Annotated in this window: 17 protein-coding genes; 9 read left to right on the top strand and 8 right to left on the bottom strand. The window is 50.5% G+C overall.

The genetic code is table 11. The features are described 5' to 3' along the window. Positions 1–5: 5 nt before the first annotated feature. Complete coding sequence (locus tag KQY15_RS09250) at positions 6–1415, bottom strand: alpha-amylase family protein (protein WP_217668900.1); 1410 nt, start codon at positions 1413–1415, stop codon at positions 6–8. A 291-nt stretch (positions 1416–1706) separates the two neighbouring features. On the opposite strand from KQY15_RS09250, the gene KQY15_RS09245 reads away from it, so the two are divergent. Beyond that, positions 1707–2447, top strand: coding sequence for an endonuclease (locus KQY15_RS09245; RefSeq protein ID WP_217668899.1), 741 nt, complete (start codon positions 1707–1709; stop codon positions 2445–2447). A 27-nt stretch (positions 2448–2474) separates the two neighbouring features. Here KQY15_RS09245 and KQY15_RS09240 read toward each other — a convergent pair whose 3' ends face one another. Further along, the gene (locus KQY15_RS09240) at positions 2475–3788 is read right to left on the bottom strand and encodes a metal-dependent hydrolase family protein (protein ID WP_217668898.1); all 1314 of its coding nucleotides are present in this window, start codon (positions 3786–3788) and stop codon (positions 2475–2477) included. 254 nt (positions 3789–4042) lie between these two features. Here KQY15_RS09240 and KQY15_RS09235 point away from each other — a divergent pair, with 254 nt between their 5' ends. Continuing rightward, positions 4043–4543 (top strand): Mpo1 family 2-hydroxy fatty acid dioxygenase, encoded by a 501-nt coding sequence (locus KQY15_RS09235; RefSeq protein ID WP_217668897.1) that lies wholly within the window; start codon positions 4043–4045, stop codon positions 4541–4543. A 76-nt stretch (positions 4544–4619) separates the two neighbouring features. Next, on the top strand, positions 4620–5240 hold the full coding sequence (locus tag KQY15_RS09230) for a DUF6445 family protein (protein WP_217668896.1): 621 nt from the start codon (positions 4620–4622) through the stop codon (positions 5238–5240). A 31-nt stretch (positions 5241–5271) separates the two neighbouring features. On the opposite strand, the gene KQY15_RS09225 is transcribed toward KQY15_RS09230, so the two are convergent. Next, positions 5272–5667 (bottom strand): hypothetical protein, encoded by a 396-nt coding sequence (locus tag KQY15_RS09225; protein WP_217668895.1) that lies wholly within the window; start codon positions 5665–5667, stop codon positions 5272–5274. Next, a complete protein-coding gene (locus tag KQY15_RS09220; RefSeq protein ID WP_217668894.1) occupies positions 5667–7295 on the bottom strand; it encodes a S41 family peptidase in 1629 nt (542 codons plus the stop codon). Before KQY15_RS09220 ends, KQY15_RS09225 begins: the two co-directional genes overlap by 1 nt. Positions 7296–7564: 269 nt before the next feature. On the opposite strand from KQY15_RS09220, the gene KQY15_RS09215 reads away from it, so the two are divergent. Together KQY15_RS09215 and KQY15_RS09210 are read left to right on the top strand one after the other, a co-directional pair. Next, positions 7565–8605, top strand: a complete 1041-nt coding sequence (locus KQY15_RS09215) for a DUF2804 domain-containing protein (RefSeq protein WP_217668893.1) — start codon at positions 7565–7567, stop codon at positions 8603–8605. A 90-nt stretch (positions 8606–8695) separates the two neighbouring features. Further along, positions 8696–9988 (top strand): serpin family protein, encoded by a 1293-nt coding sequence (locus KQY15_RS09210; RefSeq protein WP_217668892.1) that lies wholly within the window; start codon positions 8696–8698, stop codon positions 9986–9988. On the opposite strand, the gene rlmF is transcribed toward KQY15_RS09210, so the two are convergent. After that, positions 9985–10905 (bottom strand): 23S rRNA (adenine(1618)-N(6))-methyltransferase RlmF, encoded by a 921-nt coding sequence (gene rlmF / locus KQY15_RS09205; protein ID WP_217668891.1) that lies wholly within the window; start codon positions 10903–10905, stop codon positions 9985–9987. The genes KQY15_RS09210 and rlmF overlap by 4 nt on opposite strands. Positions 10906–11142: 237 nt before the next feature. Here rlmF and KQY15_RS09200 point away from each other — a divergent pair, with 237 nt between their 5' ends. Next, a complete protein-coding gene (locus KQY15_RS09200) occupies positions 11143–13080 on the top strand; it encodes an extracellular catalytic domain type 1 short-chain-length polyhydroxyalkanoate depolymerase (protein ID WP_308160236.1) in 1938 nt (645 codons plus the stop codon). A gap of 70 nt (positions 13081–13150) precedes the next feature. Here KQY15_RS09200 and KQY15_RS09195 read toward each other — a convergent pair whose 3' ends face one another. Beyond that, positions 13151–13567, bottom strand: a complete 417-nt coding sequence (locus KQY15_RS09195) for an organic hydroperoxide resistance protein (protein WP_217668890.1) — start codon at positions 13565–13567, stop codon at positions 13151–13153. A gap of 141 nt (positions 13568–13708) precedes the next feature. Between KQY15_RS09195 and KQY15_RS09190 the strand changes: the two genes are divergently transcribed. Next, a complete protein-coding gene (locus KQY15_RS09190; RefSeq protein WP_217668889.1) occupies positions 13709–14158 on the top strand; it encodes a MarR family winged helix-turn-helix transcriptional regulator in 450 nt (149 codons plus the stop codon). Between the two features lie 4 nt (positions 14159–14162). On the opposite strand, the gene KQY15_RS09185 is transcribed toward KQY15_RS09190, so the two are convergent. Next, the gene (locus KQY15_RS09185) at positions 14163–15197 is read right to left on the bottom strand and encodes a hypothetical protein (protein ID WP_217668888.1); all 1035 of its coding nucleotides are present in this window, start codon (positions 15195–15197) and stop codon (positions 14163–14165) included. Positions 15198–15409: 212 nt separating this feature from the next. On the opposite strand from KQY15_RS09185, the gene KQY15_RS09180 reads away from it, so the two are divergent. Both KQY15_RS09180 and KQY15_RS09175 read left to right on the top strand, forming a co-directional pair. Next, positions 15410–15805 carry an MAPEG family protein gene (locus KQY15_RS09180; protein ID WP_217668887.1) on the top strand — a complete coding sequence of 132 codons (396 nt, stop codon included), beginning with the start codon at positions 15410–15412 and terminating at the stop codon, positions 15803–15805. A 90-nt stretch (positions 15806–15895) separates the two neighbouring features. Next, positions 15896–16750 carry a PA4780 family RIO1-like protein kinase gene (locus KQY15_RS09175; protein WP_217668886.1) on the top strand — a complete coding sequence of 285 codons (855 nt, stop codon included), beginning with the start codon at positions 15896–15898 and terminating at the stop codon, positions 16748–16750. A gap of 3 nt (positions 16751–16753) precedes the next feature. Here KQY15_RS09175 and KQY15_RS09170 read toward each other — a convergent pair whose 3' ends face one another. Then, a complete protein-coding gene (locus tag KQY15_RS09170; protein ID WP_217668885.1) occupies positions 16754–17620 on the bottom strand; it encodes a hypothetical protein in 867 nt (288 codons plus the stop codon). Between the last annotated feature and the right edge of the window lie 107 nt (positions 17621–17727).

The following is a 17727-nucleotide window of genomic DNA, read 5'->3' as shown; positions in this document are numbered from 1 at the left end:
AAAAATCAGTCGGCATACCACATTCTGGCCTGACGGGCCGGAATGCTGAAGCCATGATTACTGCCCCCAATACTGAAGGTTGCAGCGCCACTTAATGCATCACGGTAAGTTCGGTACCAATAAAAACGGCCGTTGGTATTCACGTTAAATGTGACCTGACCTCCACACTTGTTAATGCCCACTACGCCCTCCTGACCACGCCGGAATAAAATAGCGCAGTTACTGGATGCCAGTACCTCCATACCCTGACCCTGCATCCGGTTATGAAAGCTGATCATCCGCTGCATAAATGTTGCACGATACGCATTGACCCAGCGATTATTATCGGTGCCGGTGCTGTCACTGAATACCAGCGGTTTTCCGCCATCGCGGCCCATCACATAAGCATAAGCCAGATATTCGTCAGTCGGGTCCATGATCAGATAACGAAAGCCATCATTGGTTGGAATATCGTGAGTAATGGTAAAGGTAACCGCCCGGCTATTGGCCAATGCCTGGCCATAGGCCCCCGGATCGACCAGCTCATTCATGCTGCCACTGGGATTAAAGGCCCGGCGCAGGCTTTCGAATAATGGAAAGTCATAAGCTTTATGGTCGGTATACTGTAAATAGGGTGCCAGATAACTGTTGTATTCGTTATTGCCGGCGCCGCCACTGGTAATTATTTCACCAAACACATACATGCCGTTTTTGATCGTACTGGTGAAGATTTGGTTAATATGCCAGATAGTCATATGTTTGGCTGCATCAACTCTGAACCCTTTCACCCCCATGTTTTTCAAAGCCTGTAAGTAAGCCCGTTGCTGTTGTACCACCCAGCTGTTGGGGTTTAAATCGGGCAAGCCGGTGTCGCCACCGCCGCCACATAACCGCCAGTTCTGCACCTGCCAGACATCGTTATAATTCTGAATACAATTGGCCGGGTTAAAATCCCAGGGGCTGAATAAACCCTGAGTTAAATTGCCGAATAAAAGCTGGTTATTCCAGTATGTTGAGTTACTGCCATAACTGTTCAGCGCAGCCTGACCGGGAAAGTCGGTGGCACCATTGCGCTCATTAGCCATATGATTCAATACAATATCAGCGTACACCTCAACCCGCCGGGCCGGGTTACTGTCGTTCAGGGCGTTAATCATCGCCTGAAATGACTGCTTATTGCCTTTGCAGTGGTCAATTACCCGGATATCCTGTGGCTGATAACGTTGCCACCAGGCGCAGTTGCCGGCATTCGACTTTAACGGCGGGGCAACCAGTACTGCTTTGTAACCAAGATTCTTAATTTCTTCTGCCCGGTTGGCAACCTCGTTATAGTGCCAGTCAAAGGCATGTAAGATAACGTCGGCCAGCGCCTGTGGGGTAATAAACAGCAGCACGCCAAGCAGCATACTACGGTAACTTAATGTAAAAGCTCGCATGTTTTCGTCCTGTAATTTGTTGTTTTGCAAGACATCCGTGCATGAGCCGCCAGCGAAGCCAGCGAAGTGTTAGTGACAACAAGACCCCTTTAACACAGCTTCAGCATACTTAGCTGTTACAGCGAAATATTGTTGTTTCACGCCAAAATGACAATTTGTTTACAGTTTATAAATAATGGGAACGCCGGCGGTCAGACCGTTGCGGTTGCTGCAGCGAAATGACGTATTCAAACTGGCCGGGTCAGGTTATAGTCAGGTTTTAGCAGTTTTCACTGAAGTAAGTGGTAGTGAATGAAGTTTAAATCGTTTGCTGGTGGCAGTTTACTGCTGCTGTTATCAAGCCTCGCCCAGGCCGCCCCGGCTAATTTTGATCAGGCAAAAAAACTGGCGCAGCGCATTCACGCGCCAGAGTCGACCAGTTTCTATTGTGATTGCACTATTCGTTGGCAGGGTAATAAAGGCATTCCCGATTTGAATAGTTGCGGTTATCAAATACGGAAAAATGGCCCGCGCGCCAGCCGGATTGAATGGGAGCATGTGATGCCAGCCCACCATTTTGGCCATCAACGTCAGTGCTGGCAAAACGGTGGCCGGAAAAACTGCGTGAAAACCGACAGTATTTTCCGGTTAATGGAAGCGGATTTGTATAACCTGGTACCGGCAATTGGCGAGGTAAATGGCGATCGCAGTAATTACCGTTTTGGCATACTACCTGCCGCCCCTGCGCAGCACGGGGCCTGCCCGGTAAAGGTCGATTTTAAGCAAAAGGTATTCGAGCCGCCAAAACAGGTAAGGGGCGATATCGCCCGTACCTACTTTTATATGGCCGATAAATACAACCTGAGCCTGTCCCGCGCCCAGCAGCAACTGTTTATGGCCTGGCATAAGCTTGACCCGGTAAGCACAGCCGAACAGCAGTTAAACCAGCGAACCCGCCAGCATATGGGCCACGACAACCCCTTTATCAGTGGCAACCGCCATTGGCACCTGGGCTACCGCCCTACCGGCTATGGTTTGGTAGTGCGGCAGTAAAAAAGCTATGGGATGCTAATTATTAGCCTACAGATTATTTTTATAAATCTTGCCGTCTTTAATAATCAGCAGCAGATTTTGAACGGGGTCTGCCAGCAGCTCTAATTGCACTAGCGGATCCCCTTTTACTAATAAGACGTCGGCCAGAGCACCCGGCTCTATCACGCCTAACTTGCCTTGATAAGGCACTCGTTCGCCAGACAATGCCAGTAGCCGGCCATTGTCGTATGTGGCCATTTTCAGCACTTCAGCCGGGCTGAACCAGCGTTGCATTTTTACCAGCTGGGCGTTCTGATTAGCCGTTTTGCCGGGTGAAAACAAGATGTCAGTGCCCCATGCAATTTGCACCTTGTGTTTTTTTGCCAGGTTGTAGGCGCGATCGGTACCATTGCTTACCTGCAATTGTTTTTGCCGCGCTTCGCCCTGTTGCGGGTTGGCGTACTGGTCATCCAGAAACGGCTGCAGGCTCCACCAGACTCCCTGCTTTGCCATTAACTTTACTGTAGCCTCGTCAGCCAGCTGGCCATGTTCAATGCTTTTCACACCGGCCCGAATAGCCATTTGCATCGCCCTTGGCGTATAGGCGTGTACGGTAACGTAGGTGCCCCAGTTTTCGGCTGCCTGCACTGCTGCCTGCATTTCTTCTTCGGTATACTGTGCCACGTCTAATGGGTCATAGAAGGATGATACCCCTCCACCGGCCATCAGTTTTAACTGGCTGGCACCCAGCATCAGTTGCTCGCGGCTGCGTTTAAGTACCGCGTCTTTACCATCGGCAATGGCGGCCGCGCCAATCCGTTCGGTATGGCTAAGGCCTGTGTCATGCGGTATATCGGTTGGCAAACGGAAATCACCATGGCCGCCGGTTTGAGAAATAAGCGCGCCTGATGGGAAAATTCGCGGGCCGCTCAACACGCCGCGATCAATCGCTTGTTTCAGGCCGAACACCGGACCGCCGACATCACGCACTGAGGTAAAGCCACGTAGCAGCATGGCACCGGCTTCACGGCCTGCCAGGTGGTGGACAAAACCGACATCGCCGGTCAGCGCTGCTATTTGCGGGGCTGCAGCAAAAGTTAGATGGGCATGGGCATCAATTAAACCGGGGATTAGGGTATGGCCGGCACCATTAATAACGGTAGCGCCTGCAGCGGGTGTTACCGGCTCGCGGTGCAACTGCTTAATCGTGTTACCGGCAATTTCCACAGTAAGCGGTGGGGTAAGGCTAAGGTCTTTACCGGAAAACACCTTTACATCTGTTATATAAATCAGCCCGGGTGCAGCGTGCAAACTCAGGCTGCAAAGCAACATAGCAGCGACGACCACAACATATTTCAGCATCAGTTAATTCCCATTGAAAGTTAGCTGCTTAAGCATAGCCCAGTGGGGTTGTATGTCCGTGTTAATGGCGGACTTTTTTGCGTTGTAACTAGAAAAGGAATAAATTAACAATTGAGTGCCAGTATCAACAGTTTTTATAGTAGTATCTTTTGAATAATAGCTTTAGAGCAGTGTTGATACGGTTGTTAAACGACCAATCTTATTGAAGCAGTATTCGTTAAGCGCTTTTAGTACGCGAACCGGAGTAAATAAAGATGAAAAACCTGACTGAACATTTAAGCCAGTATGCGCTGTATCATCGCGACCAGCGTAATATAAAAACCCATTACATTGGCATACCGTTAATTGTCGTGGCCATTTTCAGCTTGTTGTCGCTGCCGCTGTTCAGTGTCGCGGGCGTAATGCTGACCCCGGCGCTACTGTTGTTTGTTGCCACGGCACTGTTTTACTTCCGGCTTGATCTCCGCTTTGGCCTGGTAATGCTGCTATTTAGTGGCAGCTGTTTTGCCCTGGCAACCTATCTGGCAGCCCAGCCTTTTGCTGTCTGGCTTGGCAGTTCGCTGGCACTGTTTGTGATTGGTTGGGTGTTGCAGTTTATCGGCCATTACTATGAAGGCAAAAAGCCGGCTTTTGTCGATGATATCGTCGGGCTGTTTGTCGGGCCGTTATTTGTGGTGGCCGAAATTAGCTTTAGCCTTGGCCTGCGTAAAAAGCTGCAGCATGATATCGAGCAGGTTGCAGGTAAGGTTCATTAAATGGCCTAAGCGGGTTGATTTGCTATTGATGAACGGCCTAGACTGGCACTACAAAAAATAACAAAGGAATGGTAACGTGCCAACTTCATTTATTGTTGTAGATGACTTTCTGGACAACCCGCATCAGCTACGTGATGCCGGGCTGAGTTTAAACTATCCCGATGCGCAGGGCCCTTATCCAGGCCGAAACTCAGCGCAGCGTTTAAACCTGGAAGGGTTAAATGAGCAGGTCTCCAGGTTGGTAGGTGAACCTTTAATGCCAATGGCCCATAACCAGGCGCATGGTAAATTCCGGCTGGCCTCAGCCAACGATGTGGGTACGGCGAAGGTGCATGTCGACAGCTCTCACTGGTCGGGTATTTTGTATATGTCCCGCCCGGAAGATTGCAAAGGCGGCACCGAGTTTTTCCGCCATAAAGCCACTAATACTGAGCGGGTTCCTTACAATGATCAGGAATCATTGCAGCGCTTTGGTGCGCCTTCTGCAAAAAAATGGATTTCAGACCTGTTAGAAACCGACTCGAATGATGACTCGAAATGGGAGATGACCCACCGGATCCCAATGCGTTATAACCGGCTTATTTTACTGCGGCCATGGTTATGGCATTCAGCCGGCGAATCTTTTGGTACCACGCCGGAGAACTCCAGGCTGGTTTATCTGATGTTTTTTGCCTCCGCCGCCGCGCTTAAACGGTAAATATCAGATAAAACCGTAAGCGCGTAGTAACCTATTGCTCTGGAGTAGCGGCCGGCTGACATTGGCTGTTAACTAAAGCAACACTGTTGCCGCTGGCCGGATGGCTTAGCCGGCACTGGTTATCAGCCTGCTGCAGTTCTAGTAATATTGCCGGCTGGCTATGGCGCCCCATAATCGGCAGCCCCTTTTCATCCCGCAATATTGCCTGCTCAATAAACAACTGATGCCGCGTGGCAAAAGCATTGTCAGCCAGCTTTACCGGCTGGCCACCAATCAGCTCAACAATAGCCTGCTGTAACTCAACTTTTACTGCCGGGCTCATATTGGTAAGCAGGGCGGGCTGTGGCTCAGCCGGTGTTATTTTACAGCCTGTCAGTAAGCAAGCGCCTGCCAGCAGGCTGGCGCTTATTTGTATGGTGCAACGCATTATTGGTTATCCTGCGCCGGCTTTATAGGCTGGTTAAGTTTATTTTCCAGAATAAAGGCCTGCATTCTTGGATCCTGACGCTGAATGCTCAGACCACTATCGTCGCTAACGCGCTGCTGCTGGCTCAGGCTCTGGGCAGCTACCCCAACCGGACAACTGTCGAAAGTGGCATAGTGCAGTGCGCTGGCCAGCATCCGCTCAGCCGGGTCGCCTAACTGGGCCGAGAAATCATCAGCCACCTGACAGCCCGGTACATCTGCTGCAAAGATCGGGTTTGGCGTTGGGTAAAAGCCATCGGCATATTCGCCAAAGTCTTTGGCGTTGGCGCCGCTGAACTGAATGGTAAAGTAGGTAGTGCCACAGTTATCGGTTGGGTAAAAGCCATAAGGCTTACCACAGGTTTTATCGCCAATCAGAATAACTTCAACATCGATACCGCGTAAGCCGTTGATAAAGGCTTCGCTGGCCGAGCAGGTATCTCCGGTAGATAATACAAAAATCCGGTTCAGGTTCAATTCTGGTAGTGGTGTGCTGGTTAACCGGCCGGCTTCATAGTCAATTTCAAAACCATAAAATGGCATCGGGCTTAATGTCTGGCCGGTTACCGGATCGCGGTTCGGGTGCTTATCATTAAAAATGGTTTTCTCGAAAATCCGATCCTGGATAATCGCATCGCCACTGACCATATAAGCGAACTGCGAAGCCAGTGCCAGTAAGCCGCCGCCGTTGTAGCGTAAGTCGAGCACTACCTCATTAACATTCGCCGCCGCAAAGCTGTTAACGGCGCTAATCAGCTGCGGCTGAGCCAGGGCAATATGGCTGTTAAACTGCAGGTAGCCGACCTTGCCAGCGGCGGTGTCCAGTACCTGCACATTCTGCACCGGGCTGCTGGCCACATCGGCAGAGGTCATGGTAACCGTTATTGTTTCACCATCATTGGTTAAAAATACAAACTCATGCTGCTCACCGGCGCTTTCCGGAAATAATGCAGCATTAATGGCATTAACACCGGCGTTAGTGTTGTCGTTGACAAAGTCTATACCGTCTACTTCAAGTAAGTCTGCGCCCCGCAATATATTGGCATTGGCGGCCGGCGAATCTGGCTCGGTATAAGCAACAATGAGTGAGCGTGGTGGCGTTGTGCTGCCAAATGACCAGGTAATACCGTAGCCTGAGCTAACGCCCGATTGGGTTTGCTGCTTGTAGCTTGCCGTGCTTTGAGAAAAGTGGAAATTATCTTTTTCAGCGCCCGAGTCAGTTAACTCATCGGTTTTCAGCTGATTGAAAAATGCCAGTACCGAGAAATTGGCCGGGTTATTGTCAGGCAGCTCGCGGTACCATAAATACGTATTATTGCTCCAGGAGCGCAACCACATTTTCTCATGCATGCTGGTGCCTGCCCGGTCCGGGTAAGGCTGGTTGTTGTTATACGGATCGGTACCGCTACGTGGCGAGGCACAGTAATTTTTAAAGTTACTTTCTGCCGCAAATACCCCGGGTGTCCAGGTGGGTGGGGTAACTCCGCTACCACCGCCCGAGCCGCCACCGCCGCCGATATTGCCAGAACCACCGCCACCACAGGCAGTGAGTAAAATAACGGTTGATACCAGTAAGCTGCGTTTAAACATGGTTATCCTTACCACCATTAACTAAAAATGAAGGGCCACGATGCTTGTTAAGTTGTTAACAAATCAGCGAGGTAAATGTAATTTCAAGAGGGCTAAAATTTAGCAAAATCGTAGCAAAACGGCAATTAATAAATAAAGGGGTAGTGTGGCGCTAACCGCCTATAAAGTCGGGTAAAATCGCTGAACTACATGTTTTGTTACAATATACGGCTGCTTAGCCCTGCGTTTAAGCTTAGATTGAACAACTAATATTTAGTTCAGGAATTACCATGATCGCCTCTGTTCAGCCTGAAATTAACCCGCAACCTGCACCTTTCAGGCTTATTCAGGCCGATGGTCAGCCACAGTTTGGCGTTTTCGATCTGCCGGTTACTGAGCTGGGTGTAGCAGATTTTGATTATCGCACTGCGATGGATAAGCCTGCATCCGGGTTGGCGCGCTGGGCTCATTACAAGCAGTTTCAGTTTGTCAGTGTCAGCCATCCGGACTGGATTCTGGCGGCGGCGATTGCCGATATCCGCTACCTGTGCTCTGGCTTTGCGTACTTTTATCAGCGCAGCACGGCCAGTTTAACCGAGTTTAAACTATTGCAACCGCTAGGCCGGCATAGCCAGATGAGTGCCTCGGCCACCGCAGGAGTGGCGCGCCTAACAGGCGGGAATAACAGTATTCGCATCGAGCCTTGCGGCTATAGCTGGCGGCTGGCGCTACAAAGTAAACAACTTAACGCAGATTTGCTGCTAAGCCCCGGCCACATCGTCGAACCGCTGGCGCTATGCTTACCCACTGGCTACAACGGCTGGACTTACACTCAAAAACATAATGCGTTGCGGGTAACAGGTGATATTCAACTGCAGCAACAGCCTGTTGCGGTAACCGCAGCGCTGGGCGGCTATGATTTTTCGGCAGGTTATATGCGCCGGGAAACCAGCTGGCGCTGGGGTAGTTTAAGCGGTTATAGCGGCAGCGATAAAATTGGTTTTAATCTGGCGGCTGGGGTTAACGAAACCGGCGCCACTGAAAACTGCTGCTGGGTAAATGATAAACGTTATTTACTGCCAGCCGTGCATTTTCGCTTTAACAGGCTTAAACCAGATACGCCGTGGCAGCTGGTTAGCCAATGTGGCGCGGTACAATTGCAGTTTATTCCGGCGGCCAAGCGGCAGGAGCGGCTGAACCTGGGGCTGCTGGCCAGTAATTTCCGCCAATACTGTGGCAGCTGGCATGGCACGATAACCCTTAGTGACGGCCAGCAAATTCACTGTATTGGCCAGCAGGGGCTGGCAGAAGACCATTTCGCCCGCTGGTAATGCCTCTCTGAGTTAACAAATTTTTACGACATACCCTCGTTGCTGTTTCTATACTTGACCCGACCTTTGGCCCTGCAGGAGGGGTTGCCCATGCGTGTTTGGCTTTTATTGATTTTTGCCGGTTTACTGTTCGGCTGTAATAGTAGCGATGACACTATTGCTGAGGAAGATGATCAACCCGTAGCGGTTGCGCCCGGTATTACTTTGCTGCGTTCAGCTTTATCTTATCAGCTAACGCCGGCTGCCAGTGATGGCCAGTTGCAACAGCTGGTACAGGATAACAATCAGTTTGCCCTGCAGCTGTATCAGCAGCAGATTAGCGCTGATAACAACCTGTTCTTCTCACCACACAGTATCTCTACAGCAATGGCAATGTTGTATGCTGGTGCCGCCGGGCAGACGGCAACAGAAATGGCCGCAGCGCTGCAATTTACTCAGATGCCGGCGCAACTGCATCAGACATTTAATGCCTATGCTCTTAAACTAAAGCAGGAAATCGCCGATCACCAGGCACCTTTTGCTCTGTACAGTAATAATGCTGCCTTTGTTGAAAAATCTTTTGTGGTTAAACCGGGATATCTGGATTTGCTTGCCCGGCATTATGACAGTGGCTTGTATACCGCCGATTTTAAAGTGCAGGCTGCCTTGGCCCGCCAGCAAATAAACCAATGGGTGGCCCAGCTGACCAATAACCGGATTAGTCAGATTTTGCCTGATGGCAGTGTTAACAGCGACACCGCGCTGGTGTTAGTGAATACTATATATTTTAAGGCGCGTTGGTATCAGGTTTTTACAGCAGCGAATACGGCAAACGCCAGTTTTACTCTGCTCGATGGAACGGAGCGTCAGGTGCCTTTAATGTATCAGTCACAAATGCGGCTACCTTATCACCAGGGCTCAGGCTATACCGCAATAAGTTTACCCTATGAAAATCCGGCACTTGAAATGCTGATTCTGGTACCTGAAACAGGAAATTTTACAGAGTTTGAAGCAAGTATCGATGCTGCAGCAATTGCTGATATCCGTGCGCTGATGCAAGACCGGTTGGTTGACTTACATCTGCCCAAATTTACCTTAGCAACGCAATTTCCATTAAAAGCTGCGCTGCAGCAGTTAGGTATGCAGGAAGCGTTCAGTCCGGGTTCTGCCAACTTTTCCGCTATATCCGACACTAACCAGTTGTTTGTAGACAATGCCATGCATCAGGCGGTGATCAGTGTAGATGAAACTGGTACCGAGGCTGCTGCCGCCACCAGCGCTGTTATCGGCGTTATTTCCAGCCCGGAATATGCGGCACTGCGCATCGATCGGCCGTTTATCTTTATGATCCGCCAGCAAAGCACAGGCGCAATACTATTTATGGGTCGGGTAACCCAGCCTTAAATGCAGTCTGGTCTGGCGATGTTAAAACGCCAGGCCAGCAGATGGCTGCTTTTCTGGCCTTGCTGCATGTTAATTTGTTTTATCTCAGCTGCGCCGGCCTGGCGCGCTGCAGCCAGCAGGGCTTTTAAGTGGCTTTGCTGTGACACCAGGCTGCTGAACCAGCCAACCTGCTCTGCAAATTCAACGCTCTCTTTAATCATTTGCCTGATAAACGCCAGCTCGCCGCCCGGGCACCATAGTTCATGATGCTGGCCGGCAAAATTGCGTTGCTGGGGGTTGTCATTGAGCCCCAGGTTAGTGCGCTTGCGCTGATTAGCCGCGGCTGCTTCGGCAGCCGAACCATAAAACGGCGGATTACAGACGGTTAACGCAAAGGTGTCGCCAGCTTTAATGATGCCGCGCAGGATGCTGTTGCTATCCGGCTGGCGGCGCAGGGTTATCTGGCCGTTTAATTTCGGATTGCTATCAATAATCAGCTGCGCGGCTTTTAATGCTAATTCGTCAATATCGGTGCCGACACAACGCCAGCCATAGCTGCGGCTGGCAATCATCGGGTAAATAAGGTTGGCGCCACAACCAATATCCAGCATGCTGATTTGCTTACCGGTAGGTACGCCAGCGGGCCCTGCCAGCAAATCTGCGGCATAGTGAATGTAATCAGCCCGCCCCGGAATGGGTGGACACAAATAATTTGGCGGCAGTTGCCAGTGGTTAATCTGATAGTAATGCTGCAGCAGGGCAGCATTTAACGCTTGTACCGCCGCGGGCTCACTGAAGTTAATGGTTTGCTCACCGCCAGGGGTGACAGTCAAATGCACCAGTAACGGTGGATAGCCCTTGCTTAGCGTCGCTAAGTCATAGCGGCCCTGATGTGGGTTGCGAGGGTGCAGCTGGGCTGATTTTGTCATAGTGGTCATAGTGACTGCAGTAACTTACTTTGCTGGCAGTTTACGTTATTCCGGCCGGGCTGGCGAGTCGGTACCTCCCTCCTTAAACCACTTAAGCAGCACTAAAGTACTAAATCGAATTTGCGTATTGGCTTCTATAGTTGGTTGGCACCCCAGCTTGCTAACGGGGATCGGAAGTCGAAACAGGGAGAAGTAGCGTCGCTGAGGTGTTCACTTAAACTACAAAAATGATAAGGAACAACAGACGTGAAAATTCAAGCTTTTAACCGGGCCGGCATAATGCTGGCCGGCGTGCTCATTGCCACTGGTTTACTCAGTCAGTCTGCAGTTGCCGGTAGCTGGCAGCAAAATGTCAGTGTCGGCGGTTTTAACAAAGTGCATTTATATACGCCAGACAGTGTTTCTGCCATTGGTCAGGGTCGTGGCTTATTGGTGGTGCTACATGGTTGCACCCAGTCAATTGACGCTTATTTAACTGCTAATTTAACCCAGGCCGCTGAACAGTACGGCCTGGTCATTGCTGTGCCGGACGCGATGAACAAAGCCGGCTTTGGTTGTTGGTCTTACTGGCAGGGTACTAAAGCGCGCAGTGCCGGTGACTATAAAAACCTGATCACCCTGGCTAATAACCTGGTAGCAGATGTCAGTTATCAGATAGACCCCAATCAGGTCTACATTGCCGGTTTATCTTCCGGTGCCGCCTTTGCCAATACCACGGCTTGCCTGGCGCCCGATGTGTTTGCTGGTATGGGAGTGAGTGCCGGGCCCAGTATCGGCACCAGTTCCAGTGGTGCTATTGGCCCCTGTGAAACCGCCAACGTCGCCAGCCGCTGTGCCCAGTATGCCGGCAGTTATGCCAGCCACTTCGACACGCAAATTGCCTCTATTGCTCATGGTCGCAGCGATACCACAGTTAACCTGTGTTACAACGAGCAAAATGCCAATGGCATGGCCGACTTATATAATGTCAGTAAGCTCAGTGGTGAAAACCTGATCAGTAATGGCAGCAGCCGCACGGCGGATGAAACCCTGTGGCAGAATGGCCGGGTATCAATGCTGTGGTTTAATAATGTTGATCATGCCTGGTCTGGTGGTCAGGGCGCCAGTGGCTCATATATCAATGGTAACAGCATTAACTATGCAAGCTATCTGGGCCAATACTTTCAGGATAATAATCAGCGGGTGAATCGCAATAGTGCCCCTGAGCTGACCAATATTAACGTCAGCCAGCAAGCCAGCATCGTAACGATAGCAGGCACTTCTAATGACGCTGATGGTGATGCTGTAACCGTAACCGCCAGCTTTACCGACAGTGTCGGCCAGCAACAACTGGTTAGTACCACACCTGCTGCTACCGGTAGTTTCAGCCTTAGCAGCCCGGCACTGAATGATGACTGGTATCAACTTAACGTAACGGCAACCGATAGCGGCGGTTTGGTCAGTACACCCTATACTGAGCAGTTGTTAATTGGCCCGCCACCACCGGCTACTGCGCCAGAGTTGTCTGAGCTGGCAGCTGCGGTTGATGGTCAGTGCGCTGTGGTGAGTGGCCGGGTGTTTGATTCAAATCGCGATCTGGCATCGGTAACGGTAGAGTTTGCCAGCGCGACTGTTACTGCCAGCATCAACGGTGATCTATTCAGTGCACAGCGTTGCCAGCTGGCGGGTGGTGAGCAAACTGCGCTAATTACCGCCACCGATCAGGGCGGCTTGTTCAGTGCTGAGCAGCTGACATTTAGCATTGATGCCGGCCAGAACGCTACATTAGACCAGCATATCAGTGCCAGCCGGCTGGACTACACCAATTATGCCAATTGTTACCTGGAATATGGCACCGCCAGCTTTGTGCTGCGCGAGCAGGTGATTACCGGTAGTCAGTGTCGCTGGCAGGATAATGACGCCAGCTGCTTTGGCCCGGCGCAAAGTTGCAGTGCTGCAGGCCCGGGTGATGGCGAAGATGATGGTGATAACGGCAATCCGCCGCCACCGCCAGCTGATTGCGTGGCCTTTACTACTAACAACTACAGCCATAAAGTGGCAGGGCGGGCATATAGTACCGGCAACTTCTACACTCCGGACTATTTCGCTAACGGCAGTAACGCGGCAATGGCCGGCTCTACCTGGGGCATAACCACACTCTCGTCAGCTGACGGCAGTTTCTGGCAGGTAGGAGCCTGCCAATAGTAAGGCTGTTCATTACGATACACATAAAAAAGCGCAGGCCAGAGCCTGCGCTTTTTCATTTAGTCAGTGTTTATACCGACACGTGCAATCGCACATCGATATTACCCCGGGTGGCATTTGAATACGGGCATACCTGATGCGCCTGTTCAACCAATTTATCAGCGGCAGCCTGGTCCATACCAGGCAGTTTTACATATAAATCAACGTCTAAACCAAAACCGCCTTCAATTTTGCCAATGCCTACTTCAGCAGTAAGGCTTAAGTTATCAGGCAGGCTGGTTTTGCTCTTCGCCGAAACGGCCTTTAATGCACCAATAAAGCAGGCAGAATAGCCAGCAGCAAAAAGTTGCTCAGGGTTAGTGGCACCGCCATCACCGCCAAGTTGTTTCGGGGCAGATAATTTTACATTCAATAAACCATCATCGGATTTTGCTTCGCCATTCCGGCCACCGGTAGAGGTAACAACTGCTTTATAAAGAATGTCCATAGTAACTCCTTAGTTAACGTTAAATGATCTTCAGTTTCAGCTAAGTTAGCATGCAACAATCTTGCGTGCAAGTTAATTGTGTACTATCTAATTCCTCGCCGTTATAATATCAACCATTGTTTTGCCAACCCGGACCCTGAAATGAGCCAAACCCTGCCACTGGATCAGCAATTGTGTTTCGCCTTGTATAGTGTTTCCAACGCGATGGTGCGGCTGTACCGGCCGCTATTGCAGCCATTTGACCTGACTTACCCGCAGTACGTCGTCTTGCTGGCCTTGTGGCAGCAAGACAATATCAGCCTGGGAACCCTGGGCCGGGCGACATTATTTGATTCTGGCACCTTAACGCCATTAGTCAAAAAGCTGGAGCAAAAACAGTTGCTGCAGCGGGTGGCCAGTCAGGATGATGAGAGGGTGAAACAGGTGGTACTGACAACAAAGGGCCGGGCGTTGCAGCAAAAAGTCAGCGGTGTGATGCAGGCACTGCGTTGTCAGGTTGCTATGGACGACGAACAGCTGATTCAATTGCGAGAGATGGCCCGCCAGCTACAGCAGCAAATTAGTGACGTGGCCAGTTGCAATGTATCTTAGTCTGTCAATCAACCTGATGTAATGCCTGTAAGCGCAATGGTTCAAGTTGTTGCAGCCGCTGTTTGTAGTCAGAATAAAATGGAACACTGGTCGCTATTAATAGCCTGCCACTTGGGTTGCGCAGCCAGCTATACCAGGGGTAAGTTGGCTGTTCATCTTGATTTAAAAGCTGCTGTGCGTGAACGTTTTTGGTATCTTGCAGCAGAAAAAGCGGGCGAACTAAACCATCAAAAATCCTCTCAACAACGCTTAGATTCTCGCTTGCAGCAGGATTACCTTGCAAGGTGTCCGCTAAAATATCAGCTCCATAATGCCATTCACCCGCCATCACCAGCTCAAGACTCAACGCATTATCACTAATGGCACTCGCCCAGGCTGCCGGTACCACCGCTGGGCGTTGGGCTTTGGGCAGTTGCTTTATCATCTCGGGAGCAAACTGAAAATGGTGCTTGAGAGCGCCTGTACTGACCATCTTGGTGATCAGACTATTGCTGTTAGTCAGCATGGTATGCCAGAACTGGTAATCTGCCTGTAGGGCAGCGTTAACCTGTTCAATATTGCCGTTTTTAGCTTCCAGCCAGGTTTGCCATAGAAATAAACGCTGGCCATGCAATAGTCCCTGATAGGCAGGCATGGTATCCAGAGTCGGTGGCGGCTCCTGCCAATGCGGGTATTGCAGCAATTCTGTGTAAAACGTCATTAGCTGATGCTGCTCTGCAATCAGCGCAGTTAAATCGGTTTGGGAATCCAGCGCGTCGTGACAAGACTGTGCTTCGCCGCACTGGCGATATAGTTCTTGCAGCGGCCCGCTTAGCAGCAGCTCATTTTTGGCATTGTGAGCCAGGTAATACTGATAGCCATTTTGCGCTGCCGGTATTGGCGGTTGTTGCAGCAGGCTTTGCATATGCAGGCTGGCGGCATTGGGTTTAGCGTCCTGCCAGTTAATGGCCAGCAAAATCAGATAGAACGCTGTTATCAGTAGCAATAAACCTATTATCAGCTTACCGGTACCGCGGGCTAAGGTTTTTAAAACGGCCATGCAACTTCCTATCTGTTTTAGTTAGCGGATTTAAACATTTGTTGCCAAGAGGTTACCCCGAACAGGCACAATAAGTAAAGCCACTACAGTTATTGCTGCTTAAGCTGAAACAGCGGGTATTGCCAGGTAGTGCGGCATAAAATAATAGTTGTGGTTATACTGCTAGCCATGAGTAAGGCAATTCGCCTGCTGCTTAATAAGGATATCGCGCAATGACAACCGCTTTATACGCCGGCATACTGGCAATTTTGTTTATTGTTTTAAGTATCAGGGTTATTACCAGACGAAATCAGTATCAGGTAGCAATAGGCAGTGATGGCCAGATATTACTTGAGCGGGCGATCCGGGTGCATGCTAATTTTGCCGAATATGTGCCCTTTGCCTTGCTTTTGATGTTTCTGGCCGAATACAGTGGCCTGGCACCGTTGTACCTGCATATTCTGGGTGTTGCTTTGCTTGTGGGGCGGTTGTCGCATGCCTACGGTGTGAGCCAGCAACAGGAACCACTGAAATTCAGGGTTTTTGGCATGATCCTGACGTTTACAGTGCTGCTGCTGGCGGCGCTGGCCATATTTATGTTGTATGGCAGCAGAGCGATTCTGAGCTGAGTTGTAATGGATTACTGAAACCTGACTTTTTTAACGTCAGGCTGGCGCTGACATATTCCCTGCGGTGATTAACTAGGGTATAACGGCGCTATGAAAATACCGAAACGTATTCAGCCGCTGGTCGAAGAAGGGCTGGTGGATGAAGTTATCCGGCCACTGATGAGTGGCAAAGAAGCCGCAGTGTATATCGTCCGTTGTGGCGAGGATATTCGCTGCGCCAAAGTGTATAAAGAAGCCGATAAACGCAGCTTTAAACAAGCGGTGTTATATCAGGAGGGTCGGAAAAGCCGCAACAGCCGCCGTACCCGTGCCATGGAAAAAGGCTCGAAGTTTGGCCGGGCCCAGCAGGAACAAAGCTGGCAGAACGCCGAAGTCGACGCTTTATTTAAGCTGGCCAAAGCCGGCGTGCGGGTGCCACAGCCTTATGGCTGCTATGACGGCGTCCTACTGATGGAACTGGTATGCGATGATGAAGGCATGGTGGCGCCGCGCTTAGGCGATGTAGCCATGGCTGAGGAAATTGCCCTGGCCGATCATGCAACCATGATGCAATACGTGGTAATGATGCTGTGTGAGGGGCTTATTCACGGTGATTTGTCAGAGTTTAACGTGCTGGTAGATGATTACGGCCCGGTTATTATCGATTTGCCGCAGGTGGTGGACGCCGCCGCAAATAACAATGCTAAGTGGATGCTGGAACGCGATATTAATAATATGCGTGATTATTATGGCCAGTATGCCCCCCAGTTGCTGCAAACCCATTATGCCGGCGAGATCTGGGCATTATATGAAGCCGGTGAATTGCACCCTGATGTGGTATTAACCGGCGAATTTACTGCCGATGACAGCGCCGCCGATGTCGACGCTGTGCTGGAGCAAATCAAAGCCGCCTTTGCTGAAGCGGAAGAACGTCGGGCCCGCATTGCCGCGGACCAGGACGATTAGTGCTTAATCAGCGGATGGGTAGTAAACAAAAAACAGTGTTTTAGCGCCGGCAAGCTGTCGCTGCTCCTGCTTAGATGCAGGCTGAATAAAAATGTGTGGGATGCTCATTGCCCGACCAACATCTTTCACGTAGTCAAAACCAGCTGGAACCTGTTGCATGTAAGCAACGTCGGTTGCCGCCATTAAAGATGGCCTGTGTTCCTGATAGTCGGGTAGCTGCCGGCGATAAAACGCCAGCACTTCGGCCGGGCTTGCTGTGGTAACAAAAGATGCGCCGGGTAAAGTAACGTAGCGCTTTTCTGCAATTTCAATTTCACCTTGTGCCGGAATATTTATCAGCAGCTTCGCTTCTGGAAACACCGGCAGCGTAACTAAATCTTCTGAGCCTTGACTGCCGGCAATCATGCCGTCAACCATTTGTTCCAGTTCAGCCACGCCGCGCTGTTGCATACGCTCAATAATCTGGTCCATTTCTCGTTGCTCAGCGGCAGTCGGCTCGCGTTCGCCAATCCGTTCAGTTAGTGCATCCAGTTCTGCCAGTAACGGGTCTTCCTGTTCTTCATCACTGTTGTCACATGCCAGCCAACGATCTGCTGGCACGCCACTACGCCTCTCCAGGCTGGCATGCAGGCAAGCTGTGTGCTGCTGCTCTGATTCTTCTGCGGTTATATCGCCTATGCCACATTCAGTTAAGGTTTGCTGCAGCAAACTTTTAAGGCGGGTTTTGGGTATATCAACGCATTCGGCCAGGCGGGTCATTTCTCCCATATTTTCCATCATGGCCAGCATCATATTAATTTGCTGTTCCTGCTGTGAAGAATTGGCCAACACACTGCCACTGAACAATAACGACAAGACTATTTTTTTCACCCTGCTTCTCCGTTAACAAAGACTGCCAAAATAATAACGCTAAAATTACCTTGTGGTAAATTTATATTTTAAGGGCAATGGAAGCGACAGAACCTGTCACAGGATCC

The organism is Arsukibacterium indicum (genome assembly GCF_019100565.1).
Lineage (GTDB): Bacteria > Pseudomonadota > Gammaproteobacteria > Enterobacterales > Alteromonadaceae > Alishewanella > Alishewanella indicum.
This window is presented reverse-complemented; position numbering and strand designations above follow the sequence as displayed.

Bases quoted from the DNA above. Each gene is read 5' to 3' on its own strand.
- KQY15_RS09220 (WP_217668894.1), bottom strand. From the start codon at position 7,295: ATGTTTAAACGCAGCTTACTGGTATCAACCGTTATTTTACTCACTGCC.
- KQY15_RS09240 (WP_217668898.1), bottom strand. From the start codon at position 3,788: ATGCTGAAATATGTTGTGGTCGTCGCTGCTATGTTGCTTTGCAGCCTG.
- KQY15_RS09215 (WP_217668893.1), top strand. From the start codon at position 7,565: ATGATCGCCTCTGTTCAGCCTGAAATTAACCCGCAACCTGCACCTTTC.
- KQY15_RS09250 (WP_217668900.1), bottom strand. From the start codon at position 1,415: ATGCGAGCTTTTACATTAAGTTACCGTAGTATGCTGCTTGGCGTGCTG.
- KQY15_RS09195 (WP_217668890.1), bottom strand. From the start codon at position 13,567: ATGGACATTCTTTATAAAGCAGTTGTTACCTCTACCGGTGGCCGGAAT.
- KQY15_RS09225 (WP_217668895.1), bottom strand. From the start codon at position 5,667: ATGCGTTGCACCATACAAATAAGCGCCAGCCTGCTGGCAGGCGCTTGC.
- KQY15_RS09210 (WP_217668892.1), top strand. From the start codon at position 8,696: ATGCGTGTTTGGCTTTTATTGATTTTTGCCGGTTTACTGTTCGGCTGT.
- KQY15_RS09175 (WP_217668886.1), top strand. From the start codon at position 15,896: ATGAAAATACCGAAACGTATTCAGCCGCTGGTCGAAGAAGGGCTGGTG.
- KQY15_RS09185 (WP_217668888.1), bottom strand. From the start codon at position 15,197: ATGGCCGTTTTAAAAACCTTAGCCCGCGGTACCGGTAAGCTGATAATA.
- KQY15_RS09190 (WP_217668889.1), top strand. From the start codon at position 13,709: ATGAGCCAAACCCTGCCACTGGATCAGCAATTGTGTTTCGCCTTGTAT.
- KQY15_RS09245 (WP_217668899.1), top strand. From the start codon at position 1,707: ATGAAGTTTAAATCGTTTGCTGGTGGCAGTTTACTGCTGCTGTTATCA.
- KQY15_RS09180 (WP_217668887.1), top strand. From the start codon at position 15,410: ATGACAACCGCTTTATACGCCGGCATACTGGCAATTTTGTTTATTGTT.
- KQY15_RS09235 (WP_217668897.1), top strand. From the start codon at position 4,043: ATGAAAAACCTGACTGAACATTTAAGCCAGTATGCGCTGTATCATCGC.
- rlmF (WP_217668891.1), bottom strand. From the start codon at position 10,905: ATGACCACTATGACAAAATCAGCCCAGCTGCACCCTCGCAACCCACAT.